The sequence below is a fragment of the Achromobacter sp. E1 genome, assembly GCF_037039475.1.
Taxonomy (GTDB): domain Bacteria; phylum Pseudomonadota; class Gammaproteobacteria; order Burkholderiales; family Burkholderiaceae_B; genus Achromobacter; species Achromobacter mucicolens.
This window is the reverse complement of sequence record NZ_CP146253.1, coordinates 4441463-4466468: the sequence shown is the minus strand read 5'-3', so window position 1 is coordinate 4466468 and position 25006 is coordinate 4441463. Positions and strand designations below refer to the sequence as shown.

At 66.4% G+C, this 25006-nt stretch carries 21 protein-coding genes and 1 tRNA gene; 13 read left to right on the top strand and 9 right to left on the bottom strand.

Going from position 1 to position 25006, the window contains the following annotated elements:
* Positions 1–38: 38 nt before the first annotated feature.
* The 3 genes from V6V88_RS20730 to V6V88_RS20720 all read right to left on the bottom strand — a co-directional run bounded on the left by V6V88_RS20730 (position 39) and on the right by V6V88_RS20720 (position 2975).
* Positions 39–863: an alpha/beta hydrolase gene (locus tag V6V88_RS20730; protein ID WP_338616152.1), complete on the bottom strand. Its 825-nt coding sequence runs from the start codon at positions 861–863 to the stop codon at positions 39–41.
* The gene (locus V6V88_RS20725; protein WP_223572384.1) at positions 860–2419 is read right to left on the bottom strand and encodes a benzoate-CoA ligase family protein; all 1560 of its coding nucleotides are present in this window, start codon (positions 2417–2419) and stop codon (positions 860–862) included. Before V6V88_RS20725 ends, V6V88_RS20730 begins: the two co-directional genes overlap by 4 nt.
* An 82-nt stretch (positions 2420–2501) precedes the next feature.
* Positions 2502–2975 (bottom strand): DUF4863 family protein, encoded by a 474-nt coding sequence (locus V6V88_RS20720; RefSeq protein ID WP_062841710.1) that lies wholly within the window; start codon positions 2973–2975, stop codon positions 2502–2504.
* A 176-nt stretch (positions 2976–3151) separates the two neighbouring features.
* On the opposite strand from V6V88_RS20720, the gene V6V88_RS20715 reads away from it, so the two are divergent.
* From V6V88_RS20715 to V6V88_RS20695, 5 genes are all read left to right on the top strand, one after another.
* Positions 3152–4060, top strand: coding sequence for a helix-turn-helix transcriptional regulator (locus V6V88_RS20715; protein ID WP_062841711.1), 909 nt, complete (start codon positions 3152–3154; stop codon positions 4058–4060).
* Positions 4061–4398: 338 nt separating this feature from the next.
* On the top strand, positions 4399–6069 hold the full coding sequence (gene boxC / locus V6V88_RS20710; protein WP_280001943.1) for a 2,3-epoxybenzoyl-CoA dihydrolase: 1671 nt from the start codon (positions 4399–4401) through the stop codon (positions 6067–6069).
* A gap of 46 nt (positions 6070–6115) precedes the next feature.
* Positions 6116–7543, top strand: a complete 1428-nt coding sequence (gene boxB / locus V6V88_RS20705; protein WP_223572380.1) for a benzoyl-CoA 2,3-epoxidase subunit BoxB — start codon at positions 6116–6118, stop codon at positions 7541–7543.
* Between the two features lie 41 nt (positions 7544–7584).
* Positions 7585–8841: a benzoyl-CoA 2,3-epoxidase subunit BoxA gene (gene boxA / locus V6V88_RS20700; RefSeq protein WP_223572376.1), complete on the top strand. Its 1257-nt coding sequence runs from the start codon at positions 7585–7587 to the stop codon at positions 8839–8841.
* Positions 8842–8912: 71 nt separating this feature from the next.
* Positions 8913–9356 (top strand): MaoC family dehydratase, encoded by a 444-nt coding sequence (locus V6V88_RS20695; RefSeq protein WP_056326762.1) that lies wholly within the window; start codon positions 8913–8915, stop codon positions 9354–9356.
* 9 nt (positions 9357–9365) lie between these two features.
* Here the strand turns inward: V6V88_RS20695 and V6V88_RS20690 are convergent, their stop codons facing one another.
* The 3 genes from V6V88_RS20690 to V6V88_RS20680 form a co-directional block, all read right to left on the bottom strand.
* A complete protein-coding gene (locus tag V6V88_RS20690; protein WP_062841716.1) occupies positions 9366–10352 on the bottom strand; it encodes a TRAP transporter substrate-binding protein in 987 nt (328 codons plus the stop codon).
* 416 nt (positions 10353–10768) lie between these two features.
* Positions 10769–11962, bottom strand: coding sequence for an acyl-CoA dehydrogenase (locus V6V88_RS20685; protein WP_056326766.1), 1194 nt, complete (start codon positions 11960–11962; stop codon positions 10769–10771).
* Between the two features lie 131 nt (positions 11963–12093).
* The gene (locus tag V6V88_RS20680; protein WP_128827342.1) at positions 12094–13776 is read right to left on the bottom strand and encodes a thiamine pyrophosphate-binding protein; all 1683 of its coding nucleotides are present in this window, start codon (positions 13774–13776) and stop codon (positions 12094–12096) included.
* Between the two features lie 168 nt (positions 13777–13944).
* Here V6V88_RS20680 and V6V88_RS20675 point away from each other — a divergent pair, with 168 nt between their 5' ends.
* The 4 genes from V6V88_RS20675 (at position 13945) to V6V88_RS20660 (ending at position 17095) form a co-directional block, all read left to right on the top strand.
* Positions 13945–14871, top strand: a complete 927-nt coding sequence (locus tag V6V88_RS20675) for a LysR substrate-binding domain-containing protein (protein ID WP_062841718.1) — start codon at positions 13945–13947, stop codon at positions 14869–14871.
* A gap of 9 nt (positions 14872–14880) precedes the next feature.
* Positions 14881–15864 carry a site-specific tyrosine recombinase XerD gene (gene xerD / locus V6V88_RS20670; protein ID WP_338616151.1) on the top strand — a complete coding sequence of 328 codons (984 nt, stop codon included), beginning with the start codon at positions 14881–14883 and terminating at the stop codon, positions 15862–15864.
* Between the two features lie 37 nt (positions 15865–15901).
* Positions 15902–16390, top strand: coding sequence for a Cys-tRNA(Pro) deacylase (ybaK, locus tag V6V88_RS20665; protein ID WP_056326773.1), 489 nt, complete (start codon positions 15902–15904; stop codon positions 16388–16390).
* A 126-nt stretch (positions 16391–16516) separates the two neighbouring features.
* Positions 16517–17095 carry a DJ-1/PfpI family protein gene (locus V6V88_RS20660; RefSeq protein ID WP_056326776.1) on the top strand — a complete coding sequence of 193 codons (579 nt, stop codon included), beginning with the start codon at positions 16517–16519 and terminating at the stop codon, positions 17093–17095.
* Positions 17096–17191: 96 nt separating this feature from the next.
* Here V6V88_RS20660 and adhP read toward each other — a convergent pair whose 3' ends face one another.
* Positions 17192–18217, bottom strand: coding sequence for an alcohol dehydrogenase AdhP (gene adhP, locus V6V88_RS20655; protein WP_338616150.1), 1026 nt, complete (start codon positions 18215–18217; stop codon positions 17192–17194).
* A gap of 196 nt (positions 18218–18413) precedes the next feature.
* Between adhP and V6V88_RS20650 the strand changes: the two genes are divergently transcribed.
* A complete protein-coding gene (locus V6V88_RS20650; RefSeq protein WP_128827346.1) occupies positions 18414–18800 on the top strand; it encodes a ribbon-helix-helix domain-containing protein in 387 nt (128 codons plus the stop codon).
* A 78-nt stretch (positions 18801–18878) separates the two neighbouring features.
* Here V6V88_RS20650 and pbpG read toward each other — a convergent pair whose 3' ends face one another.
* Positions 18879–20090 carry a D-alanyl-D-alanine endopeptidase gene (pbpG, locus tag V6V88_RS20645; protein WP_338616149.1) on the bottom strand — a complete coding sequence of 404 codons (1212 nt, stop codon included), beginning with the start codon at positions 20088–20090 and terminating at the stop codon, positions 18879–18881.
* A gap of 308 nt (positions 20091–20398) precedes the next feature.
* Positions 20399–20473, bottom strand: a tRNA-Arg gene (locus V6V88_RS20640).
* Between the two features lie 350 nt (positions 20474–20823).
* Here V6V88_RS20640 and V6V88_RS20635 point away from each other — a divergent pair.
* From V6V88_RS20635 to V6V88_RS20625, 3 genes are all read left to right on the top strand, one after another.
* Entirely contained in the window at positions 20824–22029 is a 1206-nt protein-coding gene (locus tag V6V88_RS20635; RefSeq protein ID WP_338616148.1) for an MFS transporter, read from the top strand.
* A gap of 23 nt (positions 22030–22052) precedes the next feature.
* Entirely contained in the window at positions 22053–22211 is a 159-nt protein-coding gene (locus V6V88_RS20630; RefSeq protein WP_174245426.1) for a hypothetical protein, read from the top strand.
* A 129-nt stretch (positions 22212–22340) separates the two neighbouring features.
* The gene (locus V6V88_RS20625) at positions 22341–25004 is read left to right on the top strand and encodes a PD-(D/E)XK nuclease family protein (RefSeq protein WP_338616147.1); all 2664 of its coding nucleotides are present in this window, start codon (positions 22341–22343) and stop codon (positions 25002–25004) included.
* Positions 25005–25006 lie beyond the last annotated feature (2 nt).

Sequence of the window (25006 nt, the reverse complement as noted above, 5' to 3'; positions counted from 1 at the left end):
GTTATGGGCGGACGCGGGGCCTTGATGCGCGGCCTGTGTCAACCGGGTTTTTCCAGCGCGCCGACAAAGCGTGCGACGGCCTGGATAACGGTGGCGGGCTGATCCCGGTGCGGCGAATGCCCGCAATCCGGAATCTCCAGCAGTTCGGTTTGCGGCGCGCGCCGGCGGATGCCGCGCACCTGTTCCAGCGTGCCGTATTCGTCGCCGGTGCCCTGAATGGCCAGCACGGGACAGGCGATGCGGCTCAGATCGTCCTCGATGTTCCAGGCGCGAAATTCCGGGTTCAGCCAGATGTCGTTCCAGCCCCAGAACGCGGAATCAACATCCTGGTGATGGCGGCCCAGCCGCGCGCGCAGATCCGATTCCAGATAGGCGCGGCGCGCGGCCGCGATGCTGGTGAGGGACACGTCTTCGACGAGGATGTGCGGGGCTGCCGCGATTACACCGGCGACCGCGTCCGGATACCGGGCGGCGTAAAGTAGGGCGATCGAGCCGCCGTCGCTGTGGCCAAACAGCACCGGCTTGTTTCGGCGCGCGTTCACGCCCAGCACCTCAAGCAAGGCCGGCAGGACGTCGTGCGCCTCGCGGTGCATGAAGTCCACGGGCCACGCATCGTCCTGCGGGCGCGCGGTGGACCGGCCGTACCCGTAGCGCGAATACACCAGCCCGCGGCAGCCGGCGGCCTCGCACACCTGCACGGGCCAGTCCTTCCACATCGATACCGATCCCAACCCTTCATGCAGGAAGACGATGAGCGGGGCATCGGTGCGCTGCGGCGCGATCCATCGGCATTCCAGCAGCAGGTCGCGGCCGCGCGCGTGGACGCCGGCAAAGACCGTATCCGAGTCGGCGGCTGCCGTCATAGCGATGCCTCTTCCAGCGCGCGCAGGCGAAAGCGCTGGATCTTGCCGGTGGCGGTCTTGGGCAGTTCCTCCAGGAAATCGATCTGGCGCGGATACTTGAACGGCGCCAGGTGTTGCTTCACGTAATGCTGCAAGGCGGCGCCCGTCTGCGCGTCCGGTTCGAAGCCGTCGCGCAGCACCACATAGGCCTTGGTCTTGACCAGCCCGTCGTGGTCCGGCACCCCGATCACGGCCGCCTCCAGCACCGCCTCGTGCTGGATCAGGATGTTCTCGACCTCGACCGGCGACACATACTGGCCGCTGACCTTGATCATGTCGTCGCTGCGTCCGGCATAGGTGTAGTAGCCGTCGGGATCGCAAACGTATTTGTCGCCGCTCTTGAGCCAGTCGCCCAGAAAGCACTGGCGCGTCTTGTCGCGGTTGTTCCAGTACATCAGCGCGGCGCTGGGCCCCTTGATGTACAGATCGCCGATGGCCCCGGGCGCGACGGGCGCGCCGTTGTCGTCGCGCAGTTGCACTTCATATCCCGGCACGGGCTTGCCCGTCGTGCCGTAGCGCAATTGCCCCGAGCGGTTGGAAATGAAGATGTGCAGCATCTCGGTCGAGCCGATGCCGTCCAGGATTTCACAGCCGAAATGCCGCGTGAAACGCTCGCCGATATCGCGCGGCAAGGCTTCGCCGGCGGATGTGCAGACGCGCATCGCCACCTGCTCGCGGGGCGGCAGGTCGGGCGAAGCCAGCATGCTGGCATACAGCGTCGGCACGCCGTAGAACACGGTGGGGCGATGCCGCACCAGGCGCTGGAACACGGCCTGCGGCGTGGGGCGCTCGGCCATCAGCACGACCGTGGCGCCCACCGACAGCGGAAAGGTCAGGCCGTTGCCCAGGCCGTACGCGAAGAACAGCTTCGCGGCCGAGAACACCACGTCGCTTTCGCGGATGCCGAGCACGGGCTTGGCGTAGAGTTCCGCCGTGTGCCAGAGGTTGCCGTGGGTGTGCACCACGCCCTTGGGCTTGCCCGTCGAGCCGGATGAATACAGCCAGAATGCGATTTCGTCCGACAGCGTGCGTGCGGCGGGAGCCAGCGGGGCGGCGGCCAGCAGCGTGTCGAACGCGTGGGCGCCATCGGGCAAGGCCGCGCCGGGCTGCGACACCACCAGGTGTTCGACATCCGCCGGAGCCTGAGCCAGCGCCGCCTGCAGCACCGGCAGCAGGGCGCCGGACACGAACACGGCGCGCACGCGGCTGTGCGCAATGATGTAGGCGTAATCGTCCGCGGTGAGCAGGGTATTGACGGCAACCGGCACCACGCCGGCGTGCAGGGCCCCTAGAAACGCCACCGGCCAGTCGGCCGTGTCCTGCATCAGCACCAGGATGCGTTCCTCGCGGCGCAGTCCCAGGTTGCGCAGCGCGCCGGCCATGCGGGCCACCCGCTCGGCCAGCTCGCCATAGGTGAGCTGGCGCGTGTCGTCGATGTAGGCCGGCTTGGCGGCGCGCGGGGCGTTCAGCGCGGCAAGATAGCTGGCGAAATTCAATTCGGCGGGGCAGGTATTCACGGTTGTCTCCTGGTGTCCTGGTGGGTGGACGCCGTGCCTGTGGTTGTTGTTGGCGGCACGGTTGCGGCGTCCGGGCCGGTTTTCAGCCGGGGCGCGTGAATTCGATGGCCCCGCCGGGCAGCAGATACAGCACGAGGGCCCGGCCGTGCGTGACGGTGGGGCTATGGGCCGAGCCCGGTCCGTAGACCAGCCAGCCCGCGCCGTGGCCGTCAAAGCGCGCGTCGCCGGTAAGCGGCATGATCATGTCGATCTCGCCGTTGGGATGGGCGTGGTGCGGGCCAGCCAGGTCATTCATGTCGACGACGTCCACCGAGCAGCCGCCCAGGTCGTCGGCGGGCTTGATCACCCGTCCATACTTGATGCCGCCGCCTTCGCGGTTGCACATCCAACCGTCGGCCACGCCCTGCCTACAGGTGGCAAAGATGTCCTGGAACAGGGCGCTGTCCGGGCCGGCCGCCTGGTTGAGCCGGGCCTGCAGCGCCGCGTCCAGCGGCTGGCCGGCCGTCAGGCGCGTCACATCGCGCATCAGGGCGTGGAATTGGTCTGGCGTACTCACCAAGCGGCTCCTTTACACTGTCGGCGCTCAGGCAGTCCGCATTTGGACTGCTGTTTTTTTGCACCGGATCGGCTGTGGACTCGTTGGATGGAAAAATAGTGCTTCCGTTGATGTGGGTCAAGCACTATAGTGCATAAAAGAGCGGTAATCAGGGTTTTTGCGGAGTCAGTCGAACCATGAATCAAGCGCTAGACACGGCGCCCATCGAACCCCGGCGCGAGCCCTTCCTGATCGCCTTGGGCGAGCGCGTGCGCCGCCTGCGCGCCATCCGCGGCATGACGCGCAAGGGCTTGTCGCAGGCGACCGGCGTATCCGAACGGCACCTGGCCAACCTGGAGCACGGCGTCGGCAATGCGTCGATCCTGGTGCTGCTGCAGATTGCCCGGGCGTTCAACTGCGCGCTGGCTGAGCTGGTCGGCGACGTCACCACGGAGTCGCCAGACTGGCTGCTGATCCGGGAGTTGTTGAGCGGGCGCACCGAATCCGATCTGCAGCGCGCGCGCGAAGCGCTGACGCAGCTTTTTGGCGTGGGGGCCGGCGCGCAGCGGCCCAACCGCACGCAGCGCGTGGCGCTCATCGGCCTGCGCGGCGCGGGCAAGTCGACGCTGGGCCAGATGCTGGCCGACGACCTGGGCTATCCGTTCGTGGAACTGAACCGCGAGATCGAGCGGGTGGCCGGCTGCGGCATCCTGGAAATCCATAACCTCTATGGTCCAAACGCCTATCGCCGCTACGAACGGCGCGCGCTCGAAGAGGCGGTGCAGATCTATCCGGAAATGGTGCTGGCCACGCCGGGCGGGCTGGTGTCCGAACCCGCCACGCTCAACCTTCTGCTGACCCATTGCTATACGGTCTGGCTGCGCGCCACGCCCGAAGAGCACATGGAACGCGTCATGGCGCAGGGTGACTTCCGCCCCATGTCGGGCAACAACGAAGCCATGTCCGACTTGAAGCGCATCCTGGCCGGGCGCGAAGCGTTCTACGCCAAAGCCGACCTGACCTGGGTGACCAGCAACCTGGAAGTGGCGGAAAGCTTCGCCGGCCTGCGCACGCAGGTCCGCAAGGCCTGCGGGTTGCCGCTGTAGCGGTGCGACTGGCCAGGTGTCGATTGGCCAGGTGTCAGACACCCTCGTGGCGCCTCATCAGTGCGACGAACCCTTCTGCCGGGTGTCAGACACCTTTTAAGTGGCAGCATGCCTAGATTGCCCAGGTGTCTGACACCCGCTTAACCGCCGTCACAAGCTGACGATCCTCTCAACGGGGTGTCTGACACCGCCCCAAGCAAGCGCCCCCCGAACCCAAGCACCTGCACTTTCCTGCATATTCTGCTTGACGCTCCAAAACGCCTGCACTAATCTGCATAATAATTCATGTAGTGCAGTATTTTTCCTGTCAGTGAACAGGGCGTACGAGGAGACACACGATGAGCAGTCCCATCAACCGGGTCGACTTCCGGACCGATCCCGCTCAGTACCGGCACTGGCGCCTGACTTTCGACGGTGCGGTCGCCACCCTGGCCATGGACGTGGCCGAAGACGGCGGCCTGCGCCCCGGCTACAAGCTCAAGCTCAATTCGTACGACCTGGGCGTCGACATCGAACTGCACGACGCCCTGCAACGCATCCGCTTCGAACACCCCGAAGTGCGCAGCGTGGTCGTCACCAGCATGAAAGACCGCATCTTCTGTTCCGGCGCCAACATTTTCATGCTGGGGTTGTCCACCCACGCCTGGAAGGTCAACTTCTGCAAGTTCACCAATGAAACCCGTAACGGCATCGAAGACTCCAGCCGCCACGGCGGCCTGAAGTTCATCGCGGCGTTGAACGGCGCGTGCGCGGGCGGCGGCTATGAATTGGCCCTGGCCTGCGATGAGATCCTCTTGATCGACGACCGCTCGTCTTCCGTTGCGCTGCCCGAGGTGCCCTTGCTGGGCGTGCTGCCGGGCACGGGCGGGCTGACCCGCGTGACCGACAAGCGCCGCGTGCGCCACGACCACGCGGACATCTTCTGCACGCTGGTCGAGGGCGTGCGGGGGCAGCGCGCCAAGGATTGGCGGCTGGTGGACGACGTCGTCAAGCCCGCCCGCTTCGAGGAGGAAGTCCGGACTCGCGCGCTTGCCTTGGCGCAGGACAGCGACCGTCCGGCAGGCGAGCAGGGCGTGGCGCTGACACCGCTGCAACGCACCGAAACGGAGAGCAGCCTGTCCTATCGCTATGTCGACGTGCAGCTCGACCGCGAAAAGCGTCAGGCCACCTGGACCGTGCGCGCGCCGCAAGGGAAAGTGGAAACCGACCTTGCGGACATCGTTGCCGCGGGGGCTGCCTGGTGGCCGCTGCAGATGGCGCGTGAGCTGGACGACGCCATCCTGACATTGCGTACCAATGAACTGGATATCGGCACCTGGATCCTCAAGACCGAGGGCGACGCGCAGCAAGTGCTGGCGGCGGATGCGGCGCTGGAACAGCACGCGGGCCACTGGTTCGTGCGCGAGACCGCAGGCATGCTGCGCCGCACGCTGGCGCGGCTGGATGTCACGTCCCGCAGCCTGTTCGCGCTGATCGAGCCGGGCTCCTGCTTTGCCGGCACGCTGCTGGAACTGGCGCTGGCGGCCGACCGCAGCTACATGCTGGACGTCGAGGACGAGGAAGACATCGACACCGCGCCGCCGCGCCTCGTGGTGGGCGAGCGCAACTTCGGCGCGTACCCGATGGTGAATGGACAAAGCCGCCTGCAGCGCCGTTTCTACGGCGAGACCGGTCCGCTGGAAGCGGTGCGCGCGCAGGCCGGACGCAGCCTGCCGGCCGCCGACGCGCTGGCGCTGGGCCTCATCACCTATGCGCCCGACAGCATCGACTGGGACGACGAGGTGCGGCTGGCGCTGGAAGAGCGCCGCGCGCTGTCGCCCGATGCACTGACGGGCCTGGAGGCGAACCTGCGCTTTGGCGGGCAGGAAACCATGGAAACCCGCATCTTCGGCAGGCTGACTGCCTGGCAGAACTGGATCTTCAACCGCCCCAATGCGGCGGGCGACAAGGGCGCGCTCAAGCTGTACGGCAAGGGCGAGCAGGCGGCATTCGACTGGAACCGCGTCTGAGCGCCGCGCGGCTGGCGGCCCATCTTAAAAAAATCAGGAGAGAGACATGTCCGGCATCAACTACAGCGACAAGATTCCCAATAACGTCAACCTGTCCGGCGACCGCGCGTTGCAGCGCGCGCTGGAACACTGGCAGCCCAACTACCTGCAATGGTGGCAGGACATGGGCCCCGACGGTTCGCACGGCTTTGACGTCTACCTGCGCACGGCGGTCAGCGTCGAGCCCGATGGCTGGGCGCACTTCAATCACGTGCGCATGCCCGACTACCGCTGGGGCATCTTCCTGGCGCCGCAGGACGGCCAGCGCAAGATCCATTTTGGCGAGAACATCGGCCGCGACGTGTGGCAGGACGTGCCGGGCGAGCACCGCGCCAACCTGCGCCGCATCATTGTCACGCAGGGCGACACGGAACCGGCGTCGATCGAGCAGCAGCGGCACCTGGGCCTGACCGCGCCATCGCAGTACGACCTGCGCAACCTGTTCCAGATCAACGTTGAAGAAGGGCGGCACCTGTGGGCAATGGTGTACCTGCTGCACCGCTATTTCGGCCGTGACGGGCGCGAGGAAGCCGATGCGCTGCTGCAACGCAGCTCGGGCGATTCGGACAATCCCCGCATCCTGGGCGCCTTCAACGAAAAGACGCCGGACTGGCTGGCGTTCTACATGTTTACCTACTTCACGGATCGCGACGGCAAGTTCCAACTGTGCGCGCTGGCCGAATCCAGCTTCGACCCGCTGGCGCGCACCACCAAGTTCATGCTGACCGAGGAAGCGCACCATATGTTCGTGGGCGAGTCCGGCATTTCGCGCGTCATCCAGCGCACCTGCGAAGTGATGAAGGAACTGAAAACCGACGACCCGCAAGCCGTGCGCGCGGCGGGCGTGATCGACTTGCCCACCATTCAGCGCTACCTGAACTTCCACTACAGCGTGACCATTGATCTGTTCGGCGCGGACCAGTCGTCCAACGCCGCCATCTTCTATGGTTCGGGCCTGAAGGGACGGTACGAAGAGAGCAAGCGCACCGACGACCATCAACTGAAGAACGACACCTACCGGGTGCTCAACGTCAGCAACGGCAAGCTGTCCGAGACCGAAGTGCCGATGCTCAATGCACTGAACGAAGTGCTGCGCGACGACTTCATCCGCGATTCGGTGGCCGGCATCGGCCGCTGGAACAAGGTGATCGAAAAGAGCGGCCTGGCGTTCCGCCTGCAGGTGCCGCACAAGGCGTTCAACCGCCAGATCGGCACCCTGGCCGGCATCCGCATGTCGCCCGATGGCGAGATCCTGTCCGAGTCGCAATGGCAGGCCAACCAGCACAAGTGGCTGCCCACGCCGGAAGACCGCGCGTTCGTCGCGTCGCTGATGGGCCGCGTCACCGAGCCGGGCAAGTTTGCCAACTGGATCGCGCCGCCCGTCATGGGCATCAACCGCCAGCCGGTGAACTTCGAGTACGTGCGTTTCAACTAAAGGCCGCGCGGGCCGCGTGCCCGCGCGTAGGGAGGACGGCGATGAACGCCCCATTACCGGTGGAAGTCCTGAAGCAGCATCTGATCGATCCCGAGATCTGCATCCGCTGCAACACCTGCGAAGAGACCTGTCCGGTCGATGCGATCACCCACGATTCGAACAACTACGTGGTGGATCCCGAAATCTGCAACGGCTGCATGGCCTGCGTGCCGCCGTGCCCGACGGGCTCGATCGACAACTGGCGGCTGGTCGTGCGGGCCGAGGCCTATTCGGTGCAGGACCAGTTGGGCTGGGAAGAGCTACCGCAGGAAAAGCCGCTGTCGGTAGATGCGGCAGCGGGGGGCGAGGGAGGTCAGCCCATGCCGGCGCCGCAGGCCGAATCGGGCCTCGCGCAGGCGGCGGCTGTGACAGCCGCCACGCCCGGCGCCGCAGTGCCGCCGTGGTCGGCCGCGCACCCTTACGTGAATCTCTACACGCACAAGACGCCGATCACCGCGACCGTGGTGGGCAACTATCGCGTCACTGGCGTCGACACGGAAAGCGACATTCACCACATCGTGCTGGACTTCGGCGAGCAGCCGTTCCCGGTGCTGGAGGGCCAGTCCATCGGCATCCTGCCGCCGGGCGTGGATGCGCAGGGCCGGCCGCATCATGCGCGCCAGTATTCGCTGGCCAGTCCGCGCGACGGTGAACGGGCCGGATACAACAACCTGTCGCTGACCGTCAAACGCGTTACCCAGGACCACGGCGGCGCGGCCGCGCATGGGGTGTGTTCCAACTACCTGTGCGACCTGGCCAAGAACGACACCGTGCAGGTGATCGGCCCCTTCGGCCACACCTTCCTGATGCCGAACCACCCGCAGGCCAATCTCATCATGATCTGCACGGGCACGGGTTCTGCGCCGATGCGCGCGATGACCGAGCGCAGCCGCCGCCTGATCGGCACGGCGGACATCGGCAAGCTCATGCTTTTCTTCGGCGCGCGCACCGAACGGGAGCTACCGTACTTTGGCCCGTTGATGAAGCTGCCGCGGGATTTCATCGACATCAACCTGGCGCTGTCGCGCGAACCCGGCCAGCCCAAGCGCTACGTGCAGGACCTGATCCGCGAACGGGCCGCGCACGTGCGCGGGCTGCTGGCCGACCGCAATACCTGCATCTATGTCTGCGGGCTGAAAGGCATGGAAGTCGGCGTGCTGGACGCCCTGCGCGATGTAGTGGTGCAGTCGGGCGAGGATTGGTCTATCCTGCATGATGCGCTGCGCCGTGAAGGCCGGCTGCACTTCGAGACGTACTGATTCCAACAACAGTTGCGTGACGAACGGCGCGCCTGGGCGCGCCGTTTTCGTTGGCAGGGGGAAAACACAACATGAAGTTCGCCGAATTCAAGGACGGCATGGTGATCAAGGCGGGGCCGGTCACCGTGACGGAAGCGGAGATCCTGGAGTTCGCCCGCAAGTACGATCCCCAGTGGTTCCATACCGATCCGCAGCGCGCCGCGGAAGGCCGCTGGGGCGGGCTGATTGCCAGTGGCTGGCACACCTGCGCGATGGCCATGCGCATGGCGGTCGACGCCGCCCTGCATGATTCCGAATCCTTCGGTTCGCCCGGCTTGGGCGAAGTCCGCTGGCGCACGCCGGTACGCCCCGGCGACACCCTGCGCCTGCACGCGCGCGTGCAGGGCGCGCGGCACTCGTCCTCGCGCCCCGATTTGGGCATCATCAACTGGGCATGGACGGTCGTGAACCAGCACGACGAAAGCGTGCTGGAAATGGACGCGACCAGCCTGTTCGACCTGTCCGGCAACAACTAGGCGCAGCGTCTACCGCTTGCTCGCCTGCTTGAGAATGGCGGCCGCCTCCGGGCCGGCCGCCGCCTTCCACGCATTGATCGATTCGGCGGAAGCGTCCTTCAACGCCTTCTTCACCGCCGGGGGCACGGCGGTGTTGATCGCGACGCCGTTCTTGCGCATATTCGCGTAGTTCTGCTGCAGGCGGCCCTCGATGCGCTTCCACTGCTCGGTCTCGGTCTGCGCGGCTGCCTGGTCGATGGCCTTGCGCGAGCGCGCATCCAGCGCCTCGTAGGCCTTCAGGTTCATCGTCGCCACCGAGACCGGCATGGCGTAGTTGATCTCGGCAAAATTCGGCAGGTATTCCCACAGCTTGCGGCCCGCACCGCCATCGCCGGAAGACAGCACCGCGTTCACCTCGCCCGATGCGATGCGCGGCATGGCGTCCGCGAACGAAATGTTCTGCGCCTTTGCGCCGGCCCGCTGCATGACGTCCTGCGAGGTCGCATCGTAGGTGCGGATGGAGAGCCGCTTGAGCGCCCCCACGCTGTCCAGCTTCTGCTTGGACCAGATGCCCGACGCGGGCCACGGCGTGGTGTAGAGCAGCTTCTGGCCATGCGCGGCCAGCAGTTTCTCGTACGCCGGGCGCGCCGCCTTGTTCAGATTGCGCGCCTTGGACAGCGAGTCGGCCAGGAAGGGCAGGGACGAGACGCCGAAGATCGGATACTTCGTGGCCAGCGCGCCGGCAAAGGCGTCGCCCGCATCCACCTTGCGCGTCTGCACGGCCTCGATCATGTCGCCCGACTTGATGCCCTTGGCGGCGTCGAAGCTCGCGTCGATGACGACATTGCCGGCCGACTTGGCCCGCACCAGTTCGGCAAATGTGGACACACCTTGACCCGGCATGGAGGTGGCCGGGTACTCGGTGGTCATGGTGAGCGTCGTGGCGGCCTGAGCGCCTTGGGCGATGAACGCCATGGCGACGACTGCCGCCAGACGCAGGGGGGTGATGCCGTGCATGCGCGACTCCTCGTGTAGGGACCCGTGAAGCGTAAGAGGTATACAGGCGTACGCCTAGTCGGGCTTTCGGCAATGCGCAGGCGGGGGGGATCGGACGTATGGCGTATTCCAATACGGTCGGTGTCTGACACCCTGGGGAGATGACCGTCAGCTTGTAGCGACGGCGCAGAGGGTGTCAGACACCGAGTAAGTCGTCGGTCGGTGTCTGACACCCTGGGGAGATGATCGTCAGCTTGTAGCGGCGACGCAGAGGGTGTCAGACACCGAGTAAGTCGTCGGTCGGTGTCTGACACCCTGGGGAGATGATCGTCAGCTTGTAGCGGCGACGCAGAGGGTGTCAGACACCTGGCGCTGCCGCAACGCGCCAAAAAAAGGCCGCCCCATGGGCGGCCTCCTTCGCTACATCAGGCAGGCGATCAATAGAACGCCTGGATGCCGGTCTGGGCGCGGCCCAGGATCAGGGCGTGCACGTCGTGGGTGCCTTCGTAGGTGTTGACCACTTCCAGGTTCACCAGGTGGCGCGCCACGCCGAATTCGTCGGAGATGCCGTTGCCGCCCAGCATGTCGCGGGCCAGGCGGGCGATGTCCAGCGCCTTGCCGCACGAGTTGCGCTTCATGATCGAGGTGATTTCGACGGCGGCGGTGCCTTCGTCCTTCATGCGGCCCAGGCGCAGGCAGCCTTGCAGCGCCAGCGTGATCTCGGTCTGCATGTCGGCCAGCTTCTTCTGGATCAGCTGGTTGGCGGCGAGCGGGCGGCCGAACTGCTTGCGGTCCAGGGTGTATTGGCGGGCGGTGTGCCAGCAGGCTTCGGCGGCGCCGACAGCGCCCCAGGCGATGCCGTAACGGGCGGAGTTCAGGCAGGTGAACGGACCCTTCAGGCCGGACACGCCGGGCATCATCTGGTCGGCGGACACTTCCACCTCGTCCATGACGATTTCACCGGTGATCGACGCGCGCAGGCCGACCTTGCCGTGGATGGCGGGGGCGGACAGACCCTTCATGCCCTTTTCCAGGATGAAGCCGCGGATCTTGCCGTCGAAGTCGCCGCCGACGCACTTGGCCCACACCACGAACACGTCCGCGATCGGCGAGTTGGTGATCCACATCTTGTTGCCGCTCAGCTTGTAGCCGTCGGCGGTCTTGACCGCGCGGGTTTCCATGCCGTTGGGGTCGGAGCCGTGATTGGGTTCGGTCAGGCCGAAGCAGCCGATCCATTCGCCGCGCGCCAGCTTGGGCAGATACTTCTTCTTTTGTTCTTCGCTGCCGAATTCGTTGATCGGCACCATGACCAGCGAGGACTGCACGCTCATCATCGAACGGTAGCCGGAGTCGACGCGTTCGACTTCACGGGCGATCAGGCCGTAGCTGACGTAGTTCAGGCCAGCGCCGCCGTATTCGACGGGGATGGTGGCCCCCAGCAGGCCGAGCTCGCCCATTTCGGAGAAGATCTCGGGGTCGGTCTTCTCGTTGCGGAAGGCGTTGAGCACGCGCGGCGCCAGCTTGTCCTGCGAGTAGGCGTAGGCGGCGTCGCGCACCATACGCTCTTCTTCAGTCAGCTGCTGATCCAGCAACAGGGGGTCTTGCCAGTGGAAGGAGGGGTTCGAGGACATGCTGGGTCTCCGCTATGGATTTCCGTGATCGGAATCTAGAAAGTTTAAACTTAAAATAATTCGGGCGGCAAGTTGGGGTTTGCACGGCGGTGCGCCTGGGCGCGCCGCCGGTCCTGACGCCCGTGCAGGGTTCAGTGCTGGGCCTTCAGCGCCGCCTCGCGGATCTTTTCGAGGGTCGTGGACGGGCTGATGGTTTCCGGATCGATGAAGCAGTGCAGGATCGCCGGCTTGCCGCTGGCCAATGCACGTTCAAATGCCGGACCGAACTGTTCGGTGGTCTCCACGCGTTCGCCATGGCCGCCAAAGGCGCGCGCGTAGTCGGCGAAATCGGGGTTCTTCAACTGGGTCGCGGAAATGCGGCCCGGATAGTGCTTTTCCTGGTGCATGCGGATCGTGCCGTACATGCCGTTGTCCACCAGCACCACGATGATGGGCAGGTCGTATTGCACGGCCGTCGCAAATTCCTGGCCGTGCATCAGGAAGCAGCCGTCGCCCGCAAAGCAGACGACGGTCTTGTCCGGCCATACGCGCTTGGCGCCCACCGCTGCCGGCAGGCCGTAGCCCATCGATCCGGAAGTCGGCGCAAGCTGCGTGCCAAAGCGGGTGAAGCGGTGAAAGCGGTGCAGCCAGGTGGCGTAGTTGCCCGCGCCATTGGTCATGATCGCATCGGCGGGCAGGGTCTTTTCCAGATACGCCATGACCTGGCCCAGTTGCAGCGCGCCCGGCGTGGTGATGGCTTCGGGATCGCTCCATTTCAGGTACGACTCGCGCATCGCCTTCGTGCCGTCGGCCCACACGGGGGCGGCCGGCGCCTTCAGGCCGGCCAGCGTCGCGGCGAAGGCGGACGGCGAGGTGTTGATGGCGAGGGTGGGGCGGTACACCCGGCCCAGTTCGGCGGCGTCGGGATGCACGTGCACCAGCTTTTGCTTGGGCACGGGAATGTCCAGCAGCGTGTAGGCCTGGCTGGGGTTTTCCGACATGCGCCCGCCCACCAGCAGGATCAGGTCGGCATCGGCCACGCGCTTGAGCAGCGCCGGGTTGATGCCCAGGCCCACGTCGCCGATGAAGCAAGGATGGTCCGCGGGAAACAGCATCTGGCGGCGGAACGACACGGCGGTCGGCAGCGAATGCAACTGCGCGAAATCGGCGAACTGCTGCACGGCGCGGGCGTCCCAACGCGTGCCGCCCAGGATGGCGACAGGGTTCTTCGCGTCAGCCAGCAGCTTTTCCAGATCGGACAGCTGGCCAGCCGTGGGGGCCGCATCGATGACTTCGTAACGCGGGGCGTCGGCCACTTTGGCGGCCTCGACCAGCATGTCTTCCGGCAGCGCGATCACCACCGGACCGGGGCGGCCCGAGGTCGCGATGTGAAACGCGCGCGAGATCAATTCGGGAATGCGTTCGACCTGATCGATCTCGGTCACCCACTTGGCCTGCGTGCCGAACACGGCGCGGTAGTCCATTTCCTGGAAGGCCTCGCGCTCGCGCATGCCGCGTTCGATCTGGCCGACAAACAGGATCATCGGCGTCGAGTCCTGCTTGGAAATGTGCACGCCGGCCAGCGCATTGGCGGCGCCGGGGCCGCGCGTCACCATGCAGATGCCGGGTTCGCCCGTCAGCTTGCCGTGCGCGTCGGCCATCATGGCCGCGCCGCCTTCCTGGCGGCACACCGTGACCTTGATGTCGGCATCGTGCAGGCCGTCCAGCACCGCCAGATAGCTTTCGCCGGGGACACAAAATACATGTTTGACGCCCTGGGCGACCAGTTGGTCGACCAGAATGTGACCGCCAAGGCGGGAATCTTGCTGAGGCATGGTGGTGTCGTGGTTAGCCTAGGGTAGAACTGCCGAGCATATGTTCCCTGAGCGCACAACGCAATTGATAAAATTGCACATTCTGTTGATCCCCCGGCACGTCCCGCCTGGTGCGCCGCAACATGCGCGCGCGCCGCGACGGGCCGCATTTCAGGCGGCATTCCCTCCATGAGAAACGGCATTCCCAATCTGAGCGCCCTGCAGGCTTTCGAGGCCTCGGCCCGGCTGGGCAGTTTTTCGCGCGCCGCCGAGGAGCTGTCGCTGACCCACAGCGCGGTCTACCGGCAGGTGGCCAGCCTGGAGGCGCGGCTGGGCGTGCAGCTTTTCACCCGGGTGCGCCGCCGCATCGTGCTGACCGACCACGGCGCCGAATACGCCGGCCGCATCCGGCACCATTTAGACCAGATCGAAAAAGACACCTTCGGGCTTGTCAGCCGGACCGGCATGGGGCGCAGCATCCACATTGCCGTCGTGCCCACGCTGGCCACCACCTGGCTGATCCCGCGCCTCGCGGATTTCCAGCGCGAGCACGGCGACATCACCGTCAGCCTGTCCGTGCGCACGCTGCCGTTCCAGTTCAAGGACCAGCCGTTCGACGGCGCGCTGTATCACGGGGACGGGCTCTGGCCCGGCACGCAGGGCGGGCTGCTGTTTCCCGAGCGCGAGCTGGTGCCGGTCTGTGCGCCCGAATTGGCCGAACGCGTGGCGCAAGCGGGGGGCGCCGCGCTGACCGGCATGACGCACCTGCATCTGGCCTCGCGGCCGGACGCCTGGCGCCAGTGGTACGCGGCCAATGGCCATCTGTACGGGCCGCAGGCAGCGGGCGGTCCGCGCTACGAGCTTTTCACCATGGTGATGGCGGCGGTGCAGGCTGGGCTGGGCGTCGGGCTGATGCCGCGCTTTCTGGCGCAACCGGCGCTGGACCAGGGCGCCCTCGTCATGCCCGTGCCGCAGTCGCTGGCCGTCAGCCAGGGTTATTACTTCGGCTATCCGCAGCGCAGCGAGCGGTCGGAGGCGCTGAAGGTGTTCGAGTCCTGGCTCAAGTCCGCCGCCGCCGGCGTGGGCGAGCGCCTGCCCAGCCGCGCCGCGCCGTAGAATCCCGCCATGTCCACCGCCCGCCAGCCGCTGGCCTCCCAGGCCGATATCGACGCCTTCATCGACGCCGTCTGGCTCGAGGACGGCCTTTCCGCCAATACCCTGGCCGCCTACCGCCGCGATCTGACCGGTTTTGCCCGCTGGCTCGAAGACCCCGAGGCCTACGCCCGGGAGCTGGCCGACCGGCACGGTGAACCCGAGCGTGCGCAGACCATGCCCATCGGGCCGGCCAAGCCGATCCGCGACGCGCAGAAGGCGGACATCGAGGCCTGGTTCGCGTTCCGCCACGAAGAAACCCGCGCCACCACCGCCAACCGCCGGCTGGCGGCGCTGCGCCGCTTCTACGCCTGGGCGCTGCGCGAACACCGCGCCGAACGCGATCCGTGCCTGACGCTGGTGGCCGCCAAGCAACCGCCGCGCATGCCCAAGACGCTGTCCGAGCAGCAGGTGGACGCCCTGCTGCGGGCGCCCGACCTCGGCCAGCCGCGCGGCCTGCGCGACCGCGCCATGCTCGAGACCTTGTATGCCACCGGCCTGCGCGTGTCCGAGCTGGTGGGCGTGCGCTCGCTGGACGTCAGCCTGAACGAAGGCGTGGTGCGGGTGGTGCTGGGCAAGGGCGGCAAGGATCGCCTGGTGCCGCTGGGCGCCGAAGCCGCGCATTGGATTGCGCAGTATCTGAATACCGCCCGCCCGGAATTGGCGGCGGGCCGCGTCAGCGATGCGCTTTTCATCACCAGCCGCGCCGAGGCTATGTCGCGGCAGGCGTTCTGGCAACTGGTCAAGAAATACGCCGTGGTCGCGGGCGTGCATGCGCCCCTGTCGCCCCACGTGTTGCGCCACGCCTTCGCCACGCACCTTCTGAATCACGGCGCGGATCTGCGCGTGGTGCAGATGCTGCTGGGCCACGCAGACATCTCCACCACGCAGATCTACACCCACGTGGCGCGCGAACGCCTGAAGGCATTGCACGCGGCCCATCACCCGCGCGGCTAGCCGCCGCCCACCATTCCCTTTTTCAACCGGCACACCCATGAGCAAAGCCCGCCACGTTTCCGAAACACCCGCCACCCAGTTCCTCAAGCAGCACAAGGTGGCCTACACCGAGCACACCTACGACTACGTCGACCACGGCGGCGCAGGCGAAGCCGCACGCCAGCTTGGCCTGGACCCGCACGCGGTGGTCAAGACGCTGGTGATGGAGGACGAATCGGCCAAGCCGCTGATCGTGGTCATGCACGGGGACCGCGAAGTCTCCACCAAGAACCTGGCGCGCCAGGCCGGCCTGAAGAAGGTCGAACCCTGCAAGCCCGAGGTCGCGCAGCGCCACTCTGGCTACCAGGTGGGCGGCACGTCGCCCTTCGGCACCCGCAAGAAGATGCCGGTGTGGGTGGAGGCCGAGGTGCTGACGTATCCGGCGGTCTACATCAACGGCGGGCGGCGCGGATATCTGGTAGGCATCGATCCCAAGGTGCTGGTGGACCTGCTGGGCGCGCGGCCGGTGACGGTGGCGTTGGAGTAGGGCGGCGTTTGGCGGTCGTATCCCGCGCCGGTGGTATCCCATTACCACCCGCCCCGCCGGCGCGGCGCGCACAATGGGACGAGAAGACCAGGAACTGGCCCCCACCCTCATCCCAAGGAGACAATCATGAGCAAACGACTGTTGATGCTGGTCGGCGACTACGCCGAAGACTACGAAACCATGGTGCCGTTCCAAACGCTGCTGACCGTGGGGCACACGGTGCACGCGGTCTGCCCGGACAAGAAGGCCGGCGACACGGTTGCCACGTCCATCCATGACTTCGAGGGCGCGCAGACCTACACGGAAAAGCGCGGCCACAACTTCACGCTGAATTACGACTTCGACCGTGTCGAGCCCTCGTCCTACGACGGGTTGGTGATCCCCGGCGGACGCGCCCCCGAATACCTGCGCCTGAATGAAAAGGTGCTGGATATCGTGCGTGAATTCGACAAGGCCAACAAGCCCATCGCCGCGGTGTGCCACGGCGCGCAAATCCTGGCCGCGGCCGGCGTGCTGAAGGGCCGCACCTGCTCCGCGTACCCTGCCTGCGCGCCCGAGGTCCGGCTGGCCGGCGGCACCTATGCCGAGATCGCCGTCGACCAGGCCTACACCGACGGCAACCTGGTGTCGGCGCCCGCCTGGCCTGCCCATCCGGCGTGGATGGCGCAGTTTCTGGCGGTGTTGGGCACGAAGATCACGCCCTGACCGCTCGCGCGGGGGGCGTGAGAGCGCTGTTTCGCTGCGATCAGCCACGGGGTGCGGCAAATGCCGCACCCCGTGGCGAGTATGGGCGCAAAGCGATCAGGCGAAGTCGAGCACGATGCGGCCTTCGATCTGGCCCTTCTTCATGCGGTCGAACACGCTGTTGATGTTGTCCAGGCTTTCGGTGGCGACGGTGGCGTGGACCTTGCCTTCCTCGGCAAACTGCAGCGATTCCTGCAGATCCAGCCGGGAGCCCACGATGGAACCGCGCACCGTCACGCCATTGAGCACCATGTCGAAGATCGACAGCGGGAAGTCTCCTGGCGGCAGGCCGTTCAGCGAAATCGTGCCGCCCCGGCGCACCATTCCCAGCGCCTGCTCGAAGGCCTTCGGCGACACCGCCGTGATCAGCGCGCCATGCGCGCCGCCGATTTCCCGCTTCAGGTAGGCGGCCGGATCTGTGTTCATCGCGTTGACGGTGACTTCCGCGCCCAACCGGCGCGCGAAGTCGAGCTTGGCGTCATCGATGTCCACGGCCGCCACATTCAGGCCCATCGCCTTGGCGTACTGCACCGCCATGTGACCCAGGCCGCCAATGCCCGAAATGACCACCCAGTTGCCCGGCCGGGTGTCCGTCATCTTCAGGCCCTTATAAACCGTGACGCCGGCGCACAGCACCGGCGCCACGTCGACAAAGCCGACGTTCTTGGGCAGCAGGCCCACGTAGTCGGCTGCCGCCAGCGCGTATTCGGCAAAGCCGCCGTTGACGGAGTAACCCGTGTTCTGCTGCTGCTCGCAAAGGGTTTCCCAGCCGCCCAGGCAGTGTTCGCAATGTCCGCAGGCGGAATACAGCCACGGGATCCCGACCCGGTCGCCTTCCTTGACGTGGGTGACGCCGGCACCCACGGCCACGACGTGGCCAACGCCTTCGTGGCCGGGAATGAAGGGGGGATTGGGTTTGACGGGCCAGTCGCCTTCCACGGCGTGCAGGTCCGTATGGCAGACGCCGCAGGCTTCGATCTTCACCAGGAGCTCGCCCGGGCCCGGGCGCGGCACGGCGACTTCCTCGATCGCCAGGGGTTTACCAAATGCGCGTGCAACTGCGGCCTTCATGGTTTTGTCCATCACTACCTCCGAAGTCTGATCAGTTTCACTATGCTCGAACGCTTGCGCGCTCAAATCCATGATGTACATCAATCGGCGCGGGAAGGTCGAGATCGTTACAGGTTCGGGGCCTTATTGCCGGGGGAGAGGCAATCGTCGTAAAGTCGATCGCAGGCGCGCCGGTCCGGCTGCGTGTCGCCGATGCCCAGGAGCTCCCATGTGTGAAATCTTCATCCGCGCCACCGAGCACTCGTATGCCTGCGAAACCCGGTCCTTGCGCCTGCACGGCGTGGCGACCAGCCTGCGGCTCGAGCACCTGTTCTGGCAGGTCCTCGAAGAGATCGCCGGCCGAGACGGCCTGCGGGTCACCCAACTGATCGAACGCCTGTACGACGAACTGGTCGAGTACCGCGGCGAGGCCGCCAACTTCACCTCGTTCCTGCGCGTGTGCTGCCTGCGGTATCAGCTGTTGCAGGCCGAGGGCCGGATCCCGCGCGATGCCAGCGTGCCGATCCGATCGCTCAATGCGCAAGCCGTCCTGGAAGGGCTGCCGCCTTCACTCTGCGACGCCCAGCCCGTCCCCGCGAAGCGCCGCGCGGCGTGACCCGCTTTGCCGCACCATGCAAAAGGGCCCGATAAGATCGGGCCCTTCGTTTTGCGGTGTGGAGCGGTCAGACTGGCATCAGCCGCCCGAGGCAATCGACGCCATGGCCACTTCGCTTTGCACGATGCGGCGGATGCGCACGGCATCGCCGATGCGCGAAAGCTTGCCCTGCGAATCCAGCAGCACGATGGCCAGATCGCGGCCGTTGATGCGCGCCAGCATCACCAGGCATTCGCCCGCTTCATTGATGTAACCCGTTTTGGACACCTTGATGTCCCAGTCGGGCTTGCGCACCAGCAGGTTGGTGTTGCGGAAGGTCTGCGTGCGGTTGTTGATCTCGACCTCGTACTCGGTATCGGTGGAGTAGCGATGGATCAGCGGGCGCTGCGACGCGGCGCGCAATAGGCGCGCCAGGTCGTGCGGCGACGACACGTTGTTGCTGGACAGGCCCGTCGGCTCGATGAACCGCGTGCTGGTCATGCCCAGCGACTGCGCCTTGGCGTTCATGGCGGCCACGAAGGCGCGCAGCCCGCCCGGATAGTGGCGGCCCAGCGCGTTGGCGGCGCGGTTCTCGGAAGACATCAGCGCCAGATGCAGCATGTCGCCGCGCGATAGCTTGGTGCCCACCCGCAGCCGCGAGGTCGTGTGCTTGAGCTCGTCGACGTCCTCGTCGGTGATCTCCAGCATTTCGTCCATCGGCAGGTTGGCGTCCACCACGACGACGGCCGTCATCAGCTTCGAGATGGAAGCGATGGGGCGCACGACGTTTTCGTTCTTGGCGAAGATGACGGTGGAGGTTTCAAGGTCTTGCACGTAAGCGGTGCTGGACCGCAGCGCGGCCGCTTCGGCGCGCGCCGAGGCGGCGGGCGGCGGCATGGCCGCGCTGGCTGCGCCGGCGGCGGCTACGCGCCGGCCGCGTGCGGCCTTGTCCGTCTTGCCGCCCTTGCCGCCCTTGCCGCCCTTGCCGGCAGCGCCCGATTTCTTGGGCGGCGTGCCTTTCGCGGCCACCTGCTTGCCGCTTTTGGGTGGTGCCTTCTTGGCCGACGAGGATTTGGGCGGCGCCTTCTTGGCGGACGGCGCCGCCTGCTTGGCGGCGGCGCTCTTGCCGGAGCCCGCCTTGGGCGCCGGCGCTTTTTTGGCTTGTTGCGCCTTGCAGGCCGCCGACTTGGCGTTGGTCTTGCAAGGGTCGGAATTTTTGGCTGCTTGTGCCGCAGGGGGCAGGAGCACGCACACCGCCAGCGCGGCAGGCGCTATGGCGTTCGCAATTGCACGTTTCCAGGAAAAGGCCATGGTTGGGCAGGCTTGTGGTCTGTGAGCAAATATTTCTTAAGCCGGCGTTTCGTCGGATCAGAAAAAGTCCAGATGAATTATGGGCTTACGCGTCGAATTTAAACAGCAATTTCAAGTAGTGCGCAAGGCGATTTGCGAGTTTTTCAGAAAAAACACCGTGACCGATTGTGGCCGCATCAATTAGTCACAAATCGGAAGCCGCAAAGCTAACCGCGCGGCGCGCAAGAGCGTAGCCCGGATTAACCCTCATCTGGCTGAATAGGTGGACTTTTTTGAGAAGAATCTGCGCGCGGAGCCGAGGCCGAAGCTGGCCTCGCCGGGTGGAATCGAACCACCAATTGACCCTTAGGAGGGGCCGGTTATATCCATTTAACTACGGCGAGCGAGGAGGGGGCGCAAAGCAGTGCCGCCATTGACGACGGGAAAGGGCCGCCAAAACTGGGGGCGCTTCGCACTAAGGCCTTGAAATTGCTGCGGAACTTGCGAGCCGAAGTTTAGCACTGCAGACGCGGGCTTCGAAGCAGGACGCAAGTCTATCAGCAGGCGCGGCAACGCCCAAATCACCGCGCGCCGGGCGCTCGCCCGGGATGACCTCGCGGGTGAAGCTTGTTGCGGCAACGCGGGTATTCACGGACCCGCATGCCGACTTGTATATGATGTTCGCGTCCCACCGCTGCGTGGGGCCGCCCCGAGGAGGGGGCGCAAACCCAAAAAACAACCAGACACGGGTTTCATGTCTAGCCAAACCGATACGATTTCCGCACGCACCATTGTCTTGGGCACCCTGGTCGTGCTGCTTGCCATGGGGGTGCGCGCCACCTTCGGCCTGTTCATGCAGCCGATGGGCCTGACGCACGGCTGGAGCCGTGAAGTATTTTCGATGGCGTTTGCCCTACAGAACCTCGTGTGGGGCGTGGCCTGTATCTTCATGGGCATGCTGGCCGACCGTTACGGTTCTGGCCGCACCATTGCGCTGGGCGCCGTGCTGTACATGCTGGGCCTGATCGGCACGCGCTTTGCCACCGACGAGGCCACGCTTTACCTGACCGCGGGCGTGCTGGTCGGACTGGGACAGGCAGGCACCACGTTCCCCGTCATCCTGCCCGTCGTCGCGCGCGCCGTGCCGCCCGCCTACCGCAGCACGGCAATGGGCATCGCCAGCGCGGGCGGCTCGCTCGGCCAGTTTGCCGTGGTGCCGACCGGGCAGTTGCTCATCAGCGGGCTGGACTGGACGGGCGCGCTCTGGGTGCTGTCGCTGTTCGTGGCTTGCGGCGCGCCTTTGGCGTATTTCCTGCGCGGCCGCCCCCAAGCGCACGCCGGTCCGCATCAGTCGCTGGGCACTGCCATCAAGCAGGCCGTGCGCCATCCGTCGTTCCACTTCCTGTTCTGGAGCTACTTCGTCTGCGGCTTTCACACCGCGTTCATCACGCTGCACTTGCCGGCCTATGTGACCGACGGCGGGCTGACGGCCGGGCAGGGCGCCACCGCGATCGCGCTCATCGGCCTGTTCAACGTTCTGGGTTCGTTCTACGCCGGTAAGCTGGGCGGCAAATACAGCAAGAAGCGGCTGCTGGCGGTGGTGTACTTCATGCGCGCGTTCGGCATCCTGTTGCTGCTGTCGGTGCCGCTGACGCCGTGGGTGCTCTATGCCTTCGCGGCTTGGATGGGATTATTCTGGCTGGGCACGGTGCCGTTGACGCAAGGGCTCATTGGCCAGATCTACGGCTTGCGCTATGCGGCCACGCTCTCGGGCATCGTGTTTCTCGGCCATCAGTTGGGCAGCTTCATTGGCGTGTGGCTGGGCGGCTACGCGTATGCCAAGACCGGCAGCTACGATCTGGTCTGGTGGCTGGGCGTTGCGCTGGCCATCATCGCGGCGCTGCTCTGCCTGCCCGTGCGCGAGCAGCCGGTCGCGCCGGCGCAGCCCGCCACGGCCTGACCGCGACCTGCCGGAGCCCCGCCATGACCCTCGGACCGCAACCCGAAACCCCTCGCCGCAAAGGCTGGCGAGCGGTGGGCGTGTTGGCGCTGGCCGCGGTGCTGGGGCTGGCGTTCTGGGGCTACACCACGCCCGAGATGCAGATTCACTGGGAAAACCTGGCCGCACTCTGCGGGTTTTGACAGGGCTCGGCTTACCGCAACCGGCGCGTCGCGGCGGCCGCCTCGCGGTATCCTACGGCGGAGATTTTCTCCGCCTTTTTCATTGCTTTTCGTCGCGCGGCCGCCCGCCGCGCGCGCCCTTGGATGACCATGCAGGACGCAGCGCCTTCCTACTCCGATCTCTCGTTGCCGGACATCGCCAGTCTGCCCGCGGCAGACACGCTCGTGCTCACGGTGAACAACCGCCTGTCGCGCCGCCTCACGCTAGAGCTCGCCGGATTGCTGCGCCAGGAACGCCAGGTCAGCGAGCTGCCGCGCATCCTGCCGCTGTCCGCCTGGCTCGCTGAATCCGCCAACGAACTCGCCTTCGAATCCGACGAAGACGTCCCCGCCTACCGGCTGGACAGTTTTGCCACGCAGCTCGTCTGGACCGAAGCCATCCGCCTCGAAGAAGCCGAACGCTTCCTGCTGGATGCCAGTCAGGCGGCGCGGCTGTCCATGGATGCGGACCTGCTCATGGACGAATGGGCGCTGCAGGTGCCGTCCGGCGCGGATACCGACGAATACCGCGGCTTTGCGCGCTGGCGCGAGCGCTATCGCCACACGCTGGCCGGCATCGATGCCGAAGACGCCAACCAGGGTTACGCGCGCGTGCTGCGCGCCCTCGAAGCCGGACGCCTTGCCACGCCGCGGCAACTGGTGCTTGCCGGGTTCACCGACATCTCGCCCCGCTTTCAGCGCCTGCTGCACGCATTCGAGGCCCAGGGCACACGCGTGGCGCAATGGCGCGATACCCAGCGTGTGGCGGCTGTGGCGCAGCGCTTCGAGGCCGCGGATCAGGGCGCCGAATGGCGCGCCGCCGCCGACTGGGCGGCCAGCCGTTTGAAGGCCGATCCCGCCGGGCGTTATGCCATCGTGTCGCCGCAACTGGAAGCCGAATCCCCCTTCGCGCGCCGCGTGCTCGGCCAGGCGCTGGCCGGGCGCGACGGCGCGCCGGCGTTTGCCTTCAACGTTGCCGTGGGCCGGCCGCTCGACGAATGGCCCATGGCCCGCGCCGCGCTGGCCTGGCTGCGGGCGCTGGCCGAATGCGCGCAGGGCAAGGGCTGCGGCGTGGGCGTCCTGGGCGCCGCGTTGCTTGCAGGCCATTGCGCCGGCGACGTGCGCGACCGCGCCCGGCTCGCCGCCATCGACGCGCGCTGGCGGCGCCAGGGGCAATTGCATGTCGCCCCGCAAGCATGGCGCAAGTTGCTTGCGGATCTGCCGGCGTTGGCGCAGGCCTGGAACCACGCCACGGAAATCTGGACGCAAGGCGGCCGCCAGGCCACGTGCGACGTCTGGATGCTGCGCATGAAGGCCGCCTTGACGGCGCTGGGCTTTCCCGGCGAAGCCCCGCTCGACAGCGTGGGTTATCAGGTCATGGGCGCGCTGGGCGATGCGCTAGGCAGCTTTTCGGCGCTGGCGCCGGCCGCGGGCCGCCTGGGGGGCGTGGCCGCCGTGAACCTGCTGGAAAGCGTGGCGCGGTCCTCCTCGTTCCAGCCGCAGCGCGATCCGCTCGCGCGGCTGGACGTCCTTGGGTTGCTGGAAGCCGAAGGCGGTTACTGGGATGGCGTCTGGCTGCTGGGACTGACAGACGACGTGCTGCCCGCTTCGCCCAAACCGAACCCGCTGCTGCCGCTTGCCGTGCTGCGCCAGGCCCGGGCGCCGCGCGCCACGCCCGAGCGCGAACGCGAATGGGCCGAAGGCATGTTTGCCGCGCTGTGCCGCTGCGCGCCCGACATCACCGTCAGCCACGCCCACATGGATGGCGAGCGCGAGCTGCGTCCTTCGCCACTGATCGCGGCGCTCTCGCTTACTGACTGGACGCCCGCGCTTACGGCGGCGCAGGCCGCCTTGCCGCAGGAATCGCTCGACGATTCGCAGGGGCCTCCATTGGCGGCCGGCAATCGCGGCGGGGGCGGGCTGGATGTGCTGGACACGCAGGCGCGCAATCCGCTTTGGGCGTTCGTGCGCCATCGCCTCGGCGGCCGGGAGCTCGCGCCCTATGCCGATGCCGCCACCGTCAACGTGCGAGGCCAGTTCCTGCACAAGGCGCTCGAAGTGGTGTGGGGCATGATGCCCGACCAGGACGCGCTGCACGAGCAGCTTGCGGCTGGCCGTCTGCCGGCGTTGCTGGAGCAGGCCGTGGCGCAGGCCGCCGACGAAGAACTCAAGGAATACGCGCCAGCCTTGCGCGCGCTGGAATGCCAGCGCGCCCAGGCCGTGCTGGCCTCATGGCTGGACCTCGAAGCGCAACGCCTGCCGTTCGCGGTGGCACAGGTCGAAAAAAACCATCAGTGGCAGCGTGGCGCGCTGAACCTGAAGCTGCGGTTGGACCGCATCGATCGCCTTCCCGACGGCCGTAACGTCATCGTCGACTACAAGACCGGCGTGGCGGCGGCCAAGCCCGAACCCGACTGGTCCCGCAGCCGTCCCGTGAACGTGCAGTTGCCGTTCTATGCATCGGTGCTGGCCGACGCGGCTGGCGGCGAAGCCGCGGGGCTGGTGCTGGCGCAGATCCACGCGCGGCAGGTTGCCGCGCAAGGATTGGCCGACGAAGACCTGGGCATGCCCGGCGTCACACTCGCCAGCGAAAGCAAATACTTCGACGGCCTGTCCTGGCCCGAGATCCGCCAACGCTGGCGCGTGGCGATCGAATCCCTGGCCGACGAATACGTGGCGGGGTACGCGGCCAACGTCGCCTACCGGCGCGACGATCTGAAATACTGCGATGCCTTGCCGTTCCTGCGCTTGCATCTTGACGACGAGGACGCATGAAC